Below are 15,639 nucleotides of genomic sequence, written 5' to 3'. Positions count from 1 at the left end.
GACGAAGAGAAAGAGTAACGTCGCCAGCACCCAGACAAAGGGCCATAGGGCTGTCTCTTATACAGAAATCCCCAAGCATTGCTTGGGGATTTTTTTACTTTGTCCCCCTTGCGTGATCTGAACCTGTCATCGCCCCATCCAGGTTCTAACATGCCCCTCACTCAACCGGCACAATGGGCTCGGGCTCAGTTTGGCCACGCGAACCTATAACACTCCGTACGGCTGTTCGCGCCGCGCGAGCGCAAGGTCGTTGGCATTGCCGACCAATGTATCTGGCCCCGTGATGTCAGCACCCGAGGGCTGTGCACACGATGCTGCTGACTGGCTGGCGTGGCACCGGCGAAGCAGTGACGACATCAGAGCAGGCCAGCGAGATTATCGGCGACGACGAGCGGCGCTGACTCATCGAGGATTATCACAAAATCGGGCAGAGTGCGGGCACCCGGATCGAGGGGTTAAAAATGCAGAGCAGGGAGAATCTGACTCGGATGTGCGTCATTCTGGCGTTTATCGCGGCGCGATTGCTGCAGCTGCGATTTATCAAAAAGGAATCATCTGCAGCGGGAGAAAGCTGCGAAGCACTGCTTGGTACGCAAAGCTGGAAGCTGCTGTGGTTGCAGATGAATGAAGAAGCCACTGCCGGGTAAGGCTGTTTTCAGTCAATCTTCCTCCAGCCTTTATACAGCGTGGCTTGCAATAGAAAGAGGGAGGCATCATGCCTCCCTCGCTTTTTAGCCCTGATACTAGGTGGACTGGCACTCAAATTCACTTAAGTGAATAGCATTGCGCCTTTAAGCCGCCTTTTTACGGGTCACAAACAGGCTTAGCCCCATGGACGCCAGCAGGATCAACGCCACGACACCCAGTGCTATGCCGGTCGGGATCTTGAAGATATCCAGCAGCAGCATCTTGACCCCGATAAACATCAGGATCAGCGCCAGACCATACTTGAGCAGGACGAAGCGATCAGCCACGCCAGCCAGCAGGAAGTACATGGCGCGCAGGCCCATAATGGCGAAGATGTTGGAGGTCAACACGATGAAGGGATCCGTGGTCACCGCGAAGATGGCCGGGATACTGTCCACCGCGAAGATGAGATCGCTCACCTCCACCAGCACCAGAATGAGCAGCAGCGGGGTGGCATAGCGCACACCGTCACGCCAGACGAAGAAGTTCTCCCCTTCCAAGGTCTCGGTCACCTTGAAGCGACGGCGCATCCAGCCCAGTAGCGGGTTGTTGGCCAGATCCGGCTCCTTGTCGGCCGCCCACAGCATCTTGGCACCGGTCAGCAACAAGAAGGCGCCGAACAGATAGAGGATCCAGTGGAACTGCTCGATCAGCCAGCTGCCCGCGAACACCATACCGGCACGCATCACGATGGCACCCAGTACCCCATACAGCAGCACTCGGCGCTGCAGCTCGGCCGGAATGGCAAAGTAGCTAAACAGCATCAGCCAGACGAAGACGTTGTCCACCGCCAGCGCTTTCTCGATAAGGTAGCCGGTGAGGAACTCCAGCCCCTTCTGGTTGGCAATTTCACGGCTTGCGCTGTGATCCAGCCAGAACCAGATAGCCAGGTTGAAGAGCAGCGCCACGCTGATCCAGATCAGAGACCAGATACCGGCCTCTTTGAGAGATACCTTGTGTGACTTGCCGCCACCGACAAAGCGTATGTCTACCCATAGCAGGACCAGCACTATGCTGAAGAAACCGGTCCACATCCACCATTCACCCATGTTCACCTCTCCCAAAAACGAAAAAACCCACATCCGAGAGGCGTGGGTTTGCGTTTAGAGCAGATACACCTTGCCTCTCGGCAAGGTCTCACTTACAGCCAATTTTCATCGACTGCCCAGCTGCCGGGTACACCTCAATGGATGCACCGTAATGACGACAAACCGGCGAGAAGTTACTCCCCTTGTTGCGCGGATATTAACAGCGGAAAAAGATAACGCCAAGGGACATCTTCATCTGTGGCCAAAATTAAGCGGGGTGCCACCTGAGCACCCCGCAAATCGGTTCAATAAATCGCCATCAGAGCGGATCGACCTTGAGGCAGGAGACCGCGTGATCGAAGTTGCCTTCCAGCTGGGGCCGAGTCTTGGCACACTCGGGGCCAGCCACCGGGCAGCGGGTGCGGAACACGCAGCCGGATGGCGGATTCATCGGTGAGGGCAAGTCTCCTTCCAAAATCTGAATCACCTTGTTGCGCTCCAGTTCCGGGTCTGGGATTGGAACCGCCGACATCAGCGCCTTGGTGTAGGGGTGCAACGGATTGGCGAAGATCTCCTTGCGGGTCCCCAGCTCAACGGCATTGCCCAGGTACATCACCAGCACCCGATCGGAGATGTGTTTGACCACCGACAGATCGTGGGCGATGAAGATGAGCGACAGCCCCATCTCCTTTTGCAGGGCTTTTAGCAGGTTGACCACCTGCGCTTGAATGGAGACATCCAGCGCCGAGACCGGCTCGTCACAGATGATCATCTTGGGTTCCAGGATCAACGCCCGGGCAATGCCGATCCGTTGACACTGACCGCCAGAGAACTCGTGAGGGTAACGGTTGACCAAATTGGGCAGCAGCCCCACCTTGCTCATCATGGCGCGCACCTTCTCTTTTACCTCTTCCCGCGACAGCTTGGGATAAAAGGTAATGAGCGGTTCAGCGATGATGTCACCTATGGTCATCCGCGGGTTGAGGGAAGCTAGCGGGTCCTGGAAGATCATCTGGATCTCTTTACGCTTCTCCCGCAGCGCATTGGGGTCGAGCTTGGTGAGGTCGTCACCAAGCCAAACGACCTTGCCCGCCGTAGCAGGCACCAGCCCGATGATGGCACGGGCAAAGGTAGACTTGCCGCAGCCAGACTCCCCCACTACCCCCAGGGTCTCCCCTTCGTAGAGACGCATGGTGACGCCATCAACCGCTTTAAGATCAGATGGCTTGGCCCAGGGCCAAGCCTTGCCACTCTTGATACTGAAGTGGACCTTGAGATCAGACACTTCTAACAGCAATTTTTTGTCGGCACCCATTTAGTTGGCCCCCTTGTTGATCGCATCCGAAACCCAGTGACAAGCCCGCTCCCGACCGTCGTTGAACGGCGTCAGGATCGGTGATTGTTGGCCGCAAATTTCGCTGACCCGGTGGCAACGCTCCTGGAAGGGGCAACCGGTCGGCAGACGCAGCAGGTTGGGCGGATTACCCGGAATGGTGGGCAGCTCTTCCCCTTCGGTATCGAGGCGGGGAATGGCGCGCAGCAAGCCTTCGGTATAGGGGTGGCTGGGACGATAGAAGATATCGTCGACCTTGCCGTACTCCATGGTGCGACCGGCATACATCACCAGCACCTTGTTGCAGATACCGGCGACCACGCCAAGGTCGTGGGTGATCATGATGATGGCGGTGTTGAACTCGCGCTTGAGCTCGTTCATCAGGGTCATGATCTGGGCCTGTACCGTCACGTCGAGGGCGGTAGTCGGCTCATCGGCGATCAGCAGTTGCGGCCTACACAGCAGTGCCATGGCGATCATCACCCGCTGGCGCATGCCGCCAGAAAACTCGTGGGGATACATTGCGATCCGCTTGCGCGCTTCGGGGATCTTCACCGCGTCGAGCATCCGCACCGACTCTTCAAACGCTTCCGCCTTGCTCACCCCTTTGTGCAACATCAGCACTTCCATCAGCTGATCCTTCACCTTCATGTAGGGGTTCAGCGAGGTCATGGGGTCCTGGAAGATCATGGCGATCTTCTCGGCGCGGATCTTGTTGAGCTTGTGTTCCGGCAGGTTGAGGATTTCGTCGCCCTGAAACTTGGCAGACCCTGTGATGATGCCGTTTTTGGCCAGCAGCCCCATGATGGCAAACGCAGTCTGGGACTTGCCGGAGCCGGATTCACCCACAATGCCGAGGGTCTCGCCCGCCGCGAGGGAAAAGTTGAGGTCGTTGACCGCCACCACATTGCCGTCCGGGGTCTTGAACTCGACCCGCAGATCTTTCACATCCAGTAACTTCATATAAAAACTCCTTATCGATCTTTCGTGATGCTTTCCTGTCGATCCGATGCTCGATTAACGATCTTTCGGATCGAGGGCGTCACGCAGACCATCCCCGAGGAAGTTGAAGCAAAACAGGGTCACCACCATAAAACAGGCGGGGAACAGCAGTTGCCAGATGGCCACTTCCATCGACTTGGAGCCTTCATCCAGCAGGGCACCCCAGCTGGTCATCGGTTCCTGAACCCCAAGGCCCAGGAAACTGAGGAAGGATTCAAACATGATCATCCCCGGCACCAGCAAGGTGGCATAAACGGCCACGATACCAAGCACGTTCGGGACTATGTGACGGGTAATGATCTTCCACTTGGAGACGCCACAGACGTGGGCCGCCTCGATAAACTCCTTGCTTTTGAGGCTCAGGGTCTGACCTCGCACAATCCGCGCCATGTCGAGCCAGCTCACCGCGCCGATGGCGATAAAGATCAGCGCCAGATTACGGCCGAAGAAGGTGACCAGCATGATCACGAAGAACATGAAGGGGAAGGCGTTGAGGATCTCAAGAATGCGCATCATCAGGCTATCGACCCGACCACCGATAAAGCCGGAAGCCGCGCCATACAAGGTGCCAATGATGACCGCCACCACGGCGCCCATGATGCCAACCATCAGCGAAATACGGCCACCGAGCAGGGTGCGCACGAACAGATCCCGCCCCAGACTGTCGGTACCGAAGTAGTGACCCGCCTCCATATCTGGCGGTGACTGCATCGCGTTCCAGTCCGGATCGTCAAAGGTGTACTGCGACAGATAGGGCCCGAAGATGACGGCCAACCCGATGATGGTCAATATAATCAGGCTGGTCAGTGCCGCCCTGTTACGCAGGAAACGGCGGCGTGCATCCTTCCACAGGGAGCGCCCCTCCACCACTTCCACTTTTTGCGCGAACGCGTCAACGGCGTCGCGTTTTTCAGTTGAAACAACCATGATGAACTCCCGAATTAGTAACGGATCTTGGGATCGATAAAGGCATAGAGAATATCGACCACAGCGTTAAAGGTGATGGTGAGGGCGCCGACCAGAATGGTCAGGCCAAGCACCATGGAGTAATCACGGTTAAGGGCACCGTTGACGAACAGCTGGCCAATCCCCGGCAAGCCGAAGATGGTCTCGATCACCACAGAGCCGGTGATGATGCCGACAAACGCCGGGCCCAGATAGGAGACCACCGGCAGCATGGCGGGACGCAGCGCGTGTTTGAGGATGATGTGACGCAGCGGCAATCCCTTGGCACGGGCGGTGCGAATGAAGTTGGCATTCATGGTCTCGATCATGCTACCGCGCATGATCCGCGAGATGGCGGAGATGTAGTACATCATCATGCCGAACACCGGCAGCACCATAAATTGAATGCCACCACCCTGCCAGCCACCGGCCGGGAACCAGCCCAGATAGATACTGAAAAACAGCACCAGCAAAGGTGCCAGCACAAAGCCCGGGATCACCACCCCGGCCATCGCCGACGACATCAACAGATAGTCAATAATGGTGTTCTGTTTCAAAGCGGCAATGGTGCCGAGGGTAACCCCCAGCAACACGGCGAAAAAGAACGCAGCCGCCCCGATCTTGGCTGAAACAGGCAGTGCCTGACTCACCAGATCATTGACGGTGAAATCCTTGTATTTGAACGAGGGACCCAAATCCCCCTGCACCAGGTTGCCCAGGTAGGTGAGATATTGCATGCCAATGGGTTTGTCGAGCCCGTATTTGGCCTCGATGTTGGCAATGACTTCGGGGGGCAGTGAACGCTCGCTGGTAAAGGGGTTACCCGGGGCGAAACGCATCATGAAAAAAGAGACGGTGATCAAGACCAGCAGAGTCGGGATCGCTTCCAATAGCCGTTTAAAAATGAATTTCAACATAGACATTACCTGTCCTGAACTGCTTCCAAATGGTCGCGGTTTTAATAAAGGCCCGCCATCTGGCGGGCCTGCTTGTTATGCGACTTGTTGCTTTAAATCAGTGAGCAATAATGTACATATCTTTGCTGTAGAGGTTATCCAGCGGGTTGGCAGGATAACCGCCCACAAAAGGCTTCACCATCCGAGCCGTCACATACTGGTAGATAGGCGCAATCGGCATGTCTTTGGCCAGGATCTCTTCGCCCTGAACGTAGAGCTTGTTACGGGCAGCCACATCGACCTGATCACGGGACGAATCCATCAGCTTGTCAAACTCCGGATTGGAGTACTTACCGTCGTTGTTGCCGTGGGTGGTCTGCATCAGATCCAGCATGGACGAGGCTTCGTTGTAGTCGGCGATCCAGCCGGCACGGCCCACATCAAACTGACCCTGTTTCTTGGTTTCCAGATAAGTTTTCCACTCCTGGTTAACCAGGCTCACCTGCACACCCAGCTTCTTCCACATGGAGGCAACGGCCACAGCCACTTTCTTGTGGTTGTCGTCGGTGTTGTAGAGCAGCTCGAACTTCAGCGGTTTGCTGGCATCGAAACCGGCCTCTTCCAGCAGAGCCTTGGCCTTGGCATCACGCTCGGCCTGGGTCATCTTCGACCACTCAGGCGCAACCGGTTTGAAACCATCTACAAAGTCCGGTACCAGGGTATAACCCGGGGTCTGGCCCTGACCCATCACCTTCTCGGCAATCACGTCACGGTTGATGGCGTAGGAGAGCGCGGTACGAACCCGCACGTCATCAAACGGCTTCTTCTTGACGTTGTACTGGTAGTAATAGGTGCCGACATAGCCGGTCACTTTCAGCTCGTCCGGCTTCTCTTTCTTCATCTGCTTGAAGCGCTCGATGGGCATCTGATAGGTGATGTCCACTTCGCCCGCCAGATAGCGGCTGAGATCGGCGTTGGTAGACTGGATTGGCAGATAAACCACCTTGTTGATCACTGTCTTGCCATCGTTCCAGTAGTGCTTGTTGCGCTCCACTTCGACGCGCTCGTTCACCACCCAACTCTTCAACGCATAGGCACCGTTGGATACCATGTTTTCAGGCTGGGTCCACTTGTCACCAAACTTCTCGATCACCTTCTTCGGGACCGGATAGGTAGTGGTGTGGGAAAGCATACTGACGAAATAGGGGATCGCTTTTTCAAGCTGAACTTCGAAGGTGTGGTCATCAACCGCCTTCACACCCAGGGTATCGGACGGCTTCTTGCCGGTAATGATCTCGCTGGCGTTGAGAATGGTCGGGATTTCCAGATACCAAGAGTAAGGAGAGGCAGTTTTCGGATCAACGGCGCGTTTGAAGGCAAATTCGAAGTCGTGGGCGGTAACCGGATCACCGTTGGACCACTTGGCATCTTTGCGCAGGTGGAACACGAAGTGTTTGTTATCCTTGGTTTCCCAAGATTCAGCCACAGCCGGGAGAATTTCCCCTTTCGGGCCAGAAGCAACGAGGCCTTCGAACAGGTCGCGCAAAATATTGGATTCGACCGTTCCTTCGGTCTTGTGCGGGTCAAGGGTGGCAGGCTCGGAGCCATTCCCCTTTACCAGTTGCTGAACATCCGCCAGCTTGGTTCCCGCCGGGACATCGGCAGCCTGTGCCACATTGATGCCACCAAACAGGGCAGCCATCAGAACTGTGTTAATAATTGTTTTTTTATGAGTCATTTCCCTACTCCAACAAGAACATTCCATGCATTTACTAAAGTGACGGGGTCGAAACCCGCTCCCAGCATAATTCCCTGCCAATTGCGATAATGCAACAGATATTGTCAGGATAATCGGCCTTTTCTGGTCAAAAAATCAGCTGCAGCGCTATTTTTCAGTATTAAAATACCGCCTTAAAGCTCGCTTTTTATACAAACGACCGATTCTAGAAAAAACCGGGCAAAAAGCAACCAATAAAAAGCCGGTCACCAGGACCGGCTTTGATAAAACAGAGCTGGCTCACATCAAGCTGGGGAAAACCCCCTTGATGCCGGCCACCATGATCTCGATACCGAGCGACATCATGATAAGACCCATGATACGGGTCACCACGTTGATGCCGGTATTGCCCATGATCTTGAACAGCAAGGGTGCGGCGCGGAAGATAAGCCAGGAGCAGAAGGAGAAGACCACCACCACCACCGACATGCCAAGCAGCTGCTGCCAGTGGCTCTGGCTGGCATAGACGATGACTGAGGAGATGGCACCGGGGCCCGCCATCAATGGCAGTGCCAGCGGCACCACGGCGATGGATTCGCGCACCGCCAGTTCACCCTTCTCCTGTTTGTTGTGCTTCACCTCGCCCAGCTTACCCTGCAGCATCGACCAGGCGATCAGGGTGATGAGCGAACCGCCAGCAATGCGAAACGACGCCAGCGAGATACCAAAACCATCGAGGATCAGCTGCCCCATGTACATGGAGACCAGCAGGATCACCATTACCGCAATATTGGCGGTGGTGTTGGTCTTCATCCGCTCGGCCTGGGTATGGTGGCTAGTCAGGCTGACAAATACCGGCAACAGACCAAGCGGATTGATAATTGCGAACAAACCGACAAAAAACTTCAGATACAAAGAGACGTCAATTGCTGCCATAGGCGCCTTCCAATAGTGTTACGGGCCCATCGGGCCAATCCATTAATTTCGTGCGTAAATTTACATCATAGCCAGAGCGGGCACCAATCAAATCATCACACTTATGCGGGTGATTGTTAGTGAGTTCACCTAATGATTGAAATCAACACGGGATAAAGTGGCAAGAAGATGCGCCTTCACCAGAGAGTTGGTAACAACAAGGCAGGCCCATTGCTGACCACCCCCACCAGCGCCGCCGGTGCCTCCCGGTTCAGCGAGCCTGGTTGCACCGAGTGACACGGCTTTGCCCAACAAAGGAGAGTCACAACCGTCATGATCTCGGTGATACAGGGGCCATTTTGCTCTCTAACCCCCACCAGCTAAGGCCGCCATCACGCCAGTTACAATTTCATCACAATCAAAATTTACCGCGGATTAAAACAACAACCATTTACGCAACACTTGCTGTAGATTTGCGCACCACCCCGACATGGCCACCCTGTAAAAATCAAAATGGTTAACTTTAACGGGAGAAACCCGCCGTAAAACCCCCCTTAAAAAGATCATTAACCACATGATTAATAGGTCTAAAAACCTTTTCATTACAACTCATATCACTTCCGCTACAATCCACTCTCCTGTAACATCCCTCGCACACGGATGATGAAATAAAATTTCTTTTGTTCTTTTGTTACACATGATCCAGATCAAGTTTTTATGGACCAACACAGCTCTATAATCGACTCGGAAAGCAATTTAGTAAGGCATGTAAATACCCCGTTATGGTCATTCGCGATTTGACTGAGGGTCTATAATTGCCGGGCATTGCCAACGTCTTACTAAACAGTTTTCAAATAATCAGGAGATAAACATGGCAGTAACCAACTTGGCTGAACTGGATGCAATGGTCGCCCGCGTTAAAGAAGCTCAGCGTGAATTCGCCAGCTTCTCGCAAGAGCAGGTAGACAAGGTTTTCCGTGCAGCCGCCCTGGCCGCCAGTAATGCTCGTATTCCCTTGGCCCAAATGGCCGTGGCTGAATCAGGCATGGGTATCATCGAAGACAAGGTTATCAAGAACCACTTCGCTTCCGAATACATCTATAACGCATACAAAGATGAGAAGACCTGCGGCATCCTGAGCCAGGATGACGAGATGGGCACCATGATCATCGCCGAGCCGGTAGGTATCATCTGCGGTATCGTTCCGACCACCAACCCGACCGCTACCGCGATCTTCAAATCTTTGATCTCCCTGAAGACTCGTAACGCCATCATCTTCTCCCCGCACCCCCGTGCCAAGAACTCCACCAATACCGCTGCCAAGCTGGTACTGGACGCAGCCGTTGCCGCTGGTGCACCGAAAGACATCATCGGCTGGATCGATCAACCGTCTGTTGAGCTGTCTAACGCACTGATGAAGCACAACGACATCAACCTGATCCTGGCCACCGGTGGCCCGGGCATGGTGAAAGCCGCTTACTCTTCCGGTAAGCCTGCTATCGGTGTGGGTGCCGGTAACGTACCCATCGTTATCGACGAAACCGCCGATGTGAAGCGTGCTGTCGCCTCTATCCTGATGTCCAAAACCTTCGACAACGGTGTGGTCTGTGCTTCCGAGCAAGCTGTTATCGTCGTGGACTCCATCTACAACCAGGTGAAAGAGCGTTTCTCCAACCACGATGGCTACATCCTGTCCAAAGATGAAGCGGACAAGGTACGTAAAGTGCTGCTGATTAACGGCGCGCTGAACGCAGATATCGTCGGTCAGCCAGCCACCAAGATCGCCGCCATGGCCGGTGTGACTGTGCCTGCCACCACCAAGATCCTGATCGGTGAAGGCCTGGAATTGTGCGCTGAAGATGAGTTCGCTCATGAGAAGCTCTCCCCGACCCTGGGTATGTTCCGCGCCAAGAATTTCGAAGACGCTGTCGAGATGGCCTGCACCATGGTCAACATCGGTGGTATCGGTCACACCTCAGGTCTGTACACCGACCAGGATCGCAATCAGGACCGCATCAGATACTTCGGCGACAAGATGAAGACCGCCCGTATCCTGATCAACACCCCTTCCACCCAAGGTGGTATCGGTGACCTGTACAACTTTGCTCTTGCTCCTTCCCTGACCCTGGGTTGCGGCTCCTGGAGTGGTAACTCCATCTCCGAGAACGTCGGTCCCAAGCACCTGATCAACAAGAAGACAGTCGCAAAACGGGCAGAAAATATGCTGTGGCACAAACTTCCGAAATCCATCTATTTCCGTCGTGGCTCCCTGCCGATCGCCCTGGGTGATCTGGAAGGTAAAAAGCGTGCAATGGTTGTTACCGACCGCTTCCTGTTCAACAACGGCTATGCCGATGACGTAGTTCGTCTGCTCAAGAAGCTGAACATGGAAGTGGAAGTATTCTACGAAGTAGAAGCTGACCCGACCCTGTCCATCGTCCGCAAGGGCGCCGAGATGGCCAACTCCTTCAAGCCGGACGTTATCCTGGCACTGGGTGGTGGTTCACCGATGGATGCGGCCAAGATCATGTGGGTGATGTACGAGCACCCGGATACTGCGTTCGAAGATCTGGCAATGCGCTTTATGGACATCCGCAAGCGTATCTACAAGTTCCCGAAAATGGGCGTGAAGGCCGAACTGGTCTGTATCACCACCACTTCCGGTACCGGTTCTGAAGTCACCCCGTTTGCGGTAGTAACCGACGACGCCACCGGCATGAAGTACCCGCTGGCTGACTACGAGCTGACCCCGAACATGGCCATCGTGGATGCCAACCTGGTCATGAACATGCCCAAGTCCCTGTGCGCCTTCGGTGGTGTGGATGCGGTCACTCATGCCATGGAAGCCTACGTTTCCGTGCTGGCTAACGAATACTCCGATGGCCAGGCACTGCAAGCGCTGAAGCTGCTGAAAGAGTACCTGCCGTCCAGCTACCAGAATGGTGCCAACGATCCGGTTGCTCGCGAGAAGGTACACAATGCGGCCACCATCGCCGGTATCGCATTCGCCAACGCCTTCCTGGGTGTCTGCCACTCCATGGCGCACAAACTGGGTGCTGAATTCCACATTCCGCACGGCTTGGCTAACGCCCTGCTGATCAGCAACGTGATCCGTTACAACGCCAACGACAACCCGACCAAGCAGACTGCGTTCTCCCAGTACGACCGTCCGCAAGCTCGCCGTCGTTATGCCGAAGTGGCTGACCACCTGGGTCTGACTGCTGCTGGTGACCGTACCGCTGCCAAGATCGAGAAGCTGCTGACCTGGCTGGACGAGCTGAAAGCCACTCTGGGCATCCCGGCCTCCATTCGTGAAGCTGGCGTGAACGAAGCGGACTTCCTGGCCAAGGTTGACCAGCTGGCGCTGGAAGCCTTCGATGACCAGTGCACCGGTGCCAACCCGCGCTACCCGCTGATCACCGAGCTCAAAGCCATCCTGATGGATACCTACTACGGTCGTCCGTTCACCGAAGGCGCTGCAGCTGCTCCTGCCGCCGCTGCCCCGGTTGAAGCCAAGGTTGATACCAAGAAAAAATCCAAGGCCTGATAACCAGTCCTGAGATCACAAGCCCGCGCCATGCGCGGGCTTTTTTTTATCCGCAAGTTATCACTCCCCCTCCTCTCCCCCTGCATGTTGTAGTGCAAACCATCCCCTCTCCCGACCAACCTGCACGCCCAACGCCCAACGCCCAGCCAATTATCCGATATCAACATCCAGGCAATGGCTCAGCATTGATTGCCGTACCATGACAACAAGGCCCATCGACAATCGCCTCGGGCATCCTGTGTACGGAGCAATCTGCCTGACTGGCAGAGCGAGCCGTCAACGCCATCTAAAGAGTTGCTCGTGTGATAAACCGGATAAGAGGAGCCATACCATGATCACGTAACGCAACCCGGCTAGCGTGTCGGGCTGACCAGCCAACAGGATCCGTGAAATGGTAAGGCACAGATGAGGCGGGAAAAGTATTGAGCGAAGAGAGCTGTTGCATTGGTGGATCAAACGACTCGTCAGAGGCTTCACCCATGCAAAGATAAAAAAATGGCAGCCATCCGGCTGCCATCTCAAGTACCTAGGTCAGCGATCAGAGGGTCGCTGCAACTTCATCAGAGATGGAGCCGTTGTGATACACCTCTTGCACATCGTCCAGATCTTCCAGCATGTCGATCAGACGCATCAGCTTGGGCGCGGTTTCCGCATCCAACTCGGCTTCGGTAGAGGGGATCATGGTCACTTCGGCGTTAGCTGCCTTGAAACCCGCCGCTTCCAGCGCATCCAGCACGGTACCAAAATCGTTCGGGCTGGTGTACACCTCGATGGAACCATCCTCTTCGGTGACCACGTCATCGGCGCCCGCTTCCAGTGCCGCATCCATCAATGCATCTTCATCGGCACCCACGAAGGTCAGCAGCCCTTTCTTGCTGAACAGATAGGCGACGGAGCCGTCGGTACCCAGGTTGCCGCCACTCTTGCTGAAGGCATGACGCACTTCGGCAACAGTCCGGTTCCGGTTGTCTGTCAGGCACTCGACCATCACGGCAGATCCAGCCGGACCGTAACCTTCATAGACGATGGTTTCCAGCTGCTCACCATCACCACCACCGGCCCCGCGCGCGATGGCGCGGTTGATGGTCTCGCGGGTCATGTTGCTGGTCAGGGCGGCAGTCACCGCCGCACGCAGGCGCGGGTTGTTGGCCGGGTCAGGATCACCGATCCGGGCGGAAGTGGTGATTTCCCGGATCAGTTTGGTGAAGATCTTGCCCCGCTTGGCATCTTGCGCAGCCTTACGGTGTTTGATGTTGGCCCATTTGCTGTGACCTGCCATAGAGATTCTCCGTTATTTTTTAAATGTCAGTAACACACTTCATTGCTCACCAAAGGGGAGAGAAAGGCCACCTGTGGCGGCCTTTGCTGCCGGTAGCGGCTTACTCGTCGCCCTTGACGGTAGTTGCAATCGCCAATTCACCCAGCTGGGCTGCGTTGGCAAGGCTGGGGGCGTCAGTCATCAGACAGGCAGCCGCAGTGGTTTTCGGGAAGGCAATCACGTCCCGAATGTTTTCAGTACCGGTCAGCAGCATGCTGAGACGATCCAGACCGAAGGCCAGACCGGCGTGCGGCGGGGTACCGTACTTCAGGGCATCCAGCAGGAAGCCAAACTTCAGGCGCTGCTCGGCAGGGGTAATGCCCAGGATGTCGAACACGGTGGCTTGCATCTCGCTGTTGTGGATACGGACAGAACCGCCACCCACTTCATAGCCGTTGATCACCATGTCGTAGGCGTTGGCGTAAGCACTCAGCGGGCTGGCTTTCAGATCGCTCGGGCCCATGTTGCTCGGGGCGGTGAACGGGTGGTGCATGGCGGCCAGACCACCTTCACTGTCCTCTTCAAACATCGGGAAGTCGATGACCCACAACGGCTTCCAGCTGTTCTCCAGCAGACCCAGATCGCGACCCACTTTCAGGCGCAGGGCGCCCATGGCATCGCACACTACTTTCTTGGAATCAGCGCCAAAGAAGATGATGTCGCCGTCAGCGGCACCGGTACGGGCCAGGATCTCGCGCACGATCTCGTCGGAGAGGAACTTGGCAACCGGAGACTGCACGCCTTCGAGGCCCTTAGCGGCTTCGTTGACCTTCATCCAGGCCAGGCCCTTGGCACCGTAGATGCCGACAAACTTGGTGTACTCGTCGATCTGCTTGCGGGACAGCTCGGCGCCGCCCGGTACTTTCAGGGCTGCTACGCGGCCTTTCGGGTCGTTGGCAGGGCCAGCGAACACCGCAAACTCAACCGCAGTCAGCAGATCCGCGACATCGACCAGCTCCATCGGCAGACGCAGATCCGGCTTGTCGGAGCCAAAGCGACGCATGGCTTCATCGAAGGTCATCACCGGGAAGTCACCGAGATCGACGGCCAGCACGTGTTGCCACAGCTTGCGGATCATCTCTTCCATCAGCTCACGCACTTGCGGCGCAGTCATGAAAGAGGTCTCCACGTCGATCTGGGTAAATTCCGGCTGACGGTCGGCACGCAGGTCTTCGTCACGGAAGCACTTGACGATCTGGTAGTAACGGTCGAAGCCGGACATCATCAGCAACTGCTTGAACAGCTGCGGTGATTGCGGCAGGGCGTAGAACTTGCCCTTGTGCACGCGGCTCGGTACCAGATAGTCACGGGCACCTTCCGGGGTCGCCTTGGTCAGCATCGGGGTCTCGATGTCGAGGAAGCCCTGCTCATCCATGAAGCGACGCACGAAAGCACTGGCCTTGGCACGGGTCTTCAGATACTTGGCCATCTCGGGGCGGCGCAAGTCCAGATAACGGAACTTGAGACGTTGCTCTTCGCTGTTGACCTGATTGAAGTCCAGCGGCAACGGCTCGGCACGGTTGATGATGTTGAGCTCGTGAGCGAACACTTCGATGGCGCCGGTGGCCATGTCGCTGTTGCGCTGGGAGTCAGGGCGGGTACGCACCACGCCGGTCACCTGGATGCAGAACTCGCCGCGCAGCTCGGAAGCCAGCGCGAATGCGTCCGGCTTGTCCGGATCGAAGAACACCTGCACGATCCCTTCCCGGTCGCGCATGTCGATAAAGATCAGGCCGCCAAGATCACGACGACGATGAACCCAACCGCACAATGTAATGGTCTGCCCGGCATGGGCCTCATTGACCTGTCCGCAATAGATAGAGCGCATGGACTTCTTCCTTCGAAATTGTAGAGAGACGGTTAACCTTGGGCCGCCGGGCACGACTGGCAAGCACCGTCTGTCTCACAGCTGGCCAGATTCTTTTCTTACCCGGTTTGAAATCAGTCTCGTACCATCCGGTTCCCTTGAGCCGGAAGCCTGCCGCCGATATCAGCTTGACCCGATGTGGCTTGCTACAGGCCGGACAGTCGGTCAGGGGGGCATCGGAAAGCTTTTGCAGTTTTGCCAACTCAGGACCACAGACATCGCAACGATCTGCGTAGACAGGCATGGGCCACTAGAAATTGGTAAACAAAAGGGCTGGCATTATAGAGGAAAACCCCCTTTTGGGTAAAATGGCCAGCAGCCTCCTTTCAGCAGTTTTTTGCACTCGGTGGCAAAAAAATCGACAAAAACGGGCATGCGAGCCCC

General features: G+C 55.8%; 11 protein-coding genes and 1 pseudogene. 2 read left to right on the top strand and 10 right to left on the bottom strand.

Annotation, left to right across the window (positions count from 1 at the left end; all coding sequences use genetic code 11):
- Positions 1 to 335 precede the first annotated feature (335 nt).
- Positions 336 to 623 (top strand): annotated as a pseudogene (locus CF137_RS22305) (IS4 family transposase); the annotation flags it as partial.
- Positions 624 to 791: 168 nt separating this feature from the next.
- Here the strand turns inward: CF137_RS22305 and CF137_RS16880 are convergent.
- The 7 genes from CF137_RS16880 to CF137_RS16850 form a co-directional block, all read right to left on the bottom strand.
- The gene (locus CF137_RS16880; protein ID WP_139720493.1) at positions 792 to 1,736 is read right to left on the bottom strand and encodes a TerC family protein; all 945 of its coding nucleotides are present in this window, start codon (positions 1,734 to 1,736) and stop codon (positions 792 to 794) included.
- A 298-nt stretch (positions 1,737 to 2,034) separates the two neighbouring features.
- Complete coding sequence (gene oppF / locus CF137_RS16875; protein ID WP_068977238.1) at positions 2,035 to 3,030, bottom strand: murein tripeptide/oligopeptide ABC transporter ATP binding protein OppF; 996 nt, start codon at positions 3,028 to 3,030, stop codon at positions 2,035 to 2,037.
- Complete coding sequence (oppD, locus tag CF137_RS16870) at positions 3,031 to 4,011, bottom strand: ABC transporter ATP-binding protein (RefSeq protein ID WP_042021334.1); 981 nt, start codon at positions 4,009 to 4,011, stop codon at positions 3,031 to 3,033.
- A gap of 54 nt (positions 4,012 to 4,065) precedes the next feature.
- A complete protein-coding gene (gene oppC, locus CF137_RS16865) occupies positions 4,066 to 4,977 on the bottom strand; it encodes an oligopeptide ABC transporter permease OppC (RefSeq protein WP_042021331.1) in 912 nt (303 codons plus the stop codon).
- Between the two features lie 14 nt (positions 4,978 to 4,991).
- Positions 4,992 to 5,912 carry an oligopeptide ABC transporter permease OppB gene (gene oppB / locus CF137_RS16860; RefSeq protein ID WP_042021329.1) on the bottom strand — a complete coding sequence of 307 codons (921 nt, stop codon included), beginning with the start codon at positions 5,910 to 5,912 and terminating at the stop codon, positions 4,992 to 4,994.
- A gap of 97 nt (positions 5,913 to 6,009) precedes the next feature.
- Positions 6,010 to 7,629 (bottom strand): ABC transporter substrate-binding protein, encoded by a 1,620-nt coding sequence (locus CF137_RS16855; protein ID WP_139720491.1) that lies wholly within the window; start codon positions 7,627 to 7,629, stop codon positions 6,010 to 6,012.
- 279 nt (positions 7,630 to 7,908) lie between these two features.
- Positions 7,909 to 8,544, bottom strand: a complete 636-nt coding sequence (locus CF137_RS16850; RefSeq protein ID WP_005337678.1) for a YchE family NAAT transporter — start codon at positions 8,542 to 8,544, stop codon at positions 7,909 to 7,911.
- An 850-nt stretch (positions 8,545 to 9,394) separates the two neighbouring features.
- Between CF137_RS16850 and adhE the strand changes: the two genes are divergently transcribed.
- A complete protein-coding gene (adhE, locus tag CF137_RS16845) occupies positions 9,395 to 12,070 on the top strand; it encodes a bifunctional acetaldehyde-CoA/alcohol dehydrogenase (RefSeq protein ID WP_101324228.1) in 2,676 nt (891 codons plus the stop codon).
- Between the two features lie 538 nt (positions 12,071 to 12,608).
- Here adhE and CF137_RS16840 read toward each other — a convergent pair.
- From CF137_RS16840 to CF137_RS16830, 3 genes are all read right to left on the bottom strand, one after another.
- The gene (locus CF137_RS16840) at positions 12,609 to 13,349 is read right to left on the bottom strand and encodes a YebC/PmpR family DNA-binding transcriptional regulator (RefSeq protein ID WP_042021324.1); all 741 of its coding nucleotides are present in this window, start codon (positions 13,347 to 13,349) and stop codon (positions 12,609 to 12,611) included.
- Positions 13,350 to 13,449: 100 nt separating this feature from the next.
- On the bottom strand, positions 13,450 to 15,216 hold the full coding sequence (aspS, locus tag CF137_RS16835; RefSeq protein WP_139720489.1) for an aspartate--tRNA ligase: 1,767 nt from the start codon (positions 15,214 to 15,216) through the stop codon (positions 13,450 to 13,452).
- Positions 15,185 to 15,499 carry an FmdB family zinc ribbon protein gene (locus CF137_RS16830; RefSeq protein WP_204787380.1) on the bottom strand — a complete coding sequence of 105 codons (315 nt, stop codon included), beginning with the start codon at positions 15,497 to 15,499 and terminating at the stop codon, positions 15,185 to 15,187. The genes aspS and CF137_RS16830 overlap by 32 nt, the downstream gene beginning before the upstream one ends.
- Positions 15,500 to 15,639 lie beyond the last annotated feature (140 nt).

The sequence above is a fragment of the Aeromonas sobria genome, assembly GCF_006243315.1.
In the GTDB taxonomy this organism is placed as follows: Bacteria; Pseudomonadota; Gammaproteobacteria; order Enterobacterales; family Aeromonadaceae; genus Aeromonas; species Aeromonas sobria_A.
This window is presented reverse-complemented; position numbering and strand designations above follow the sequence as displayed.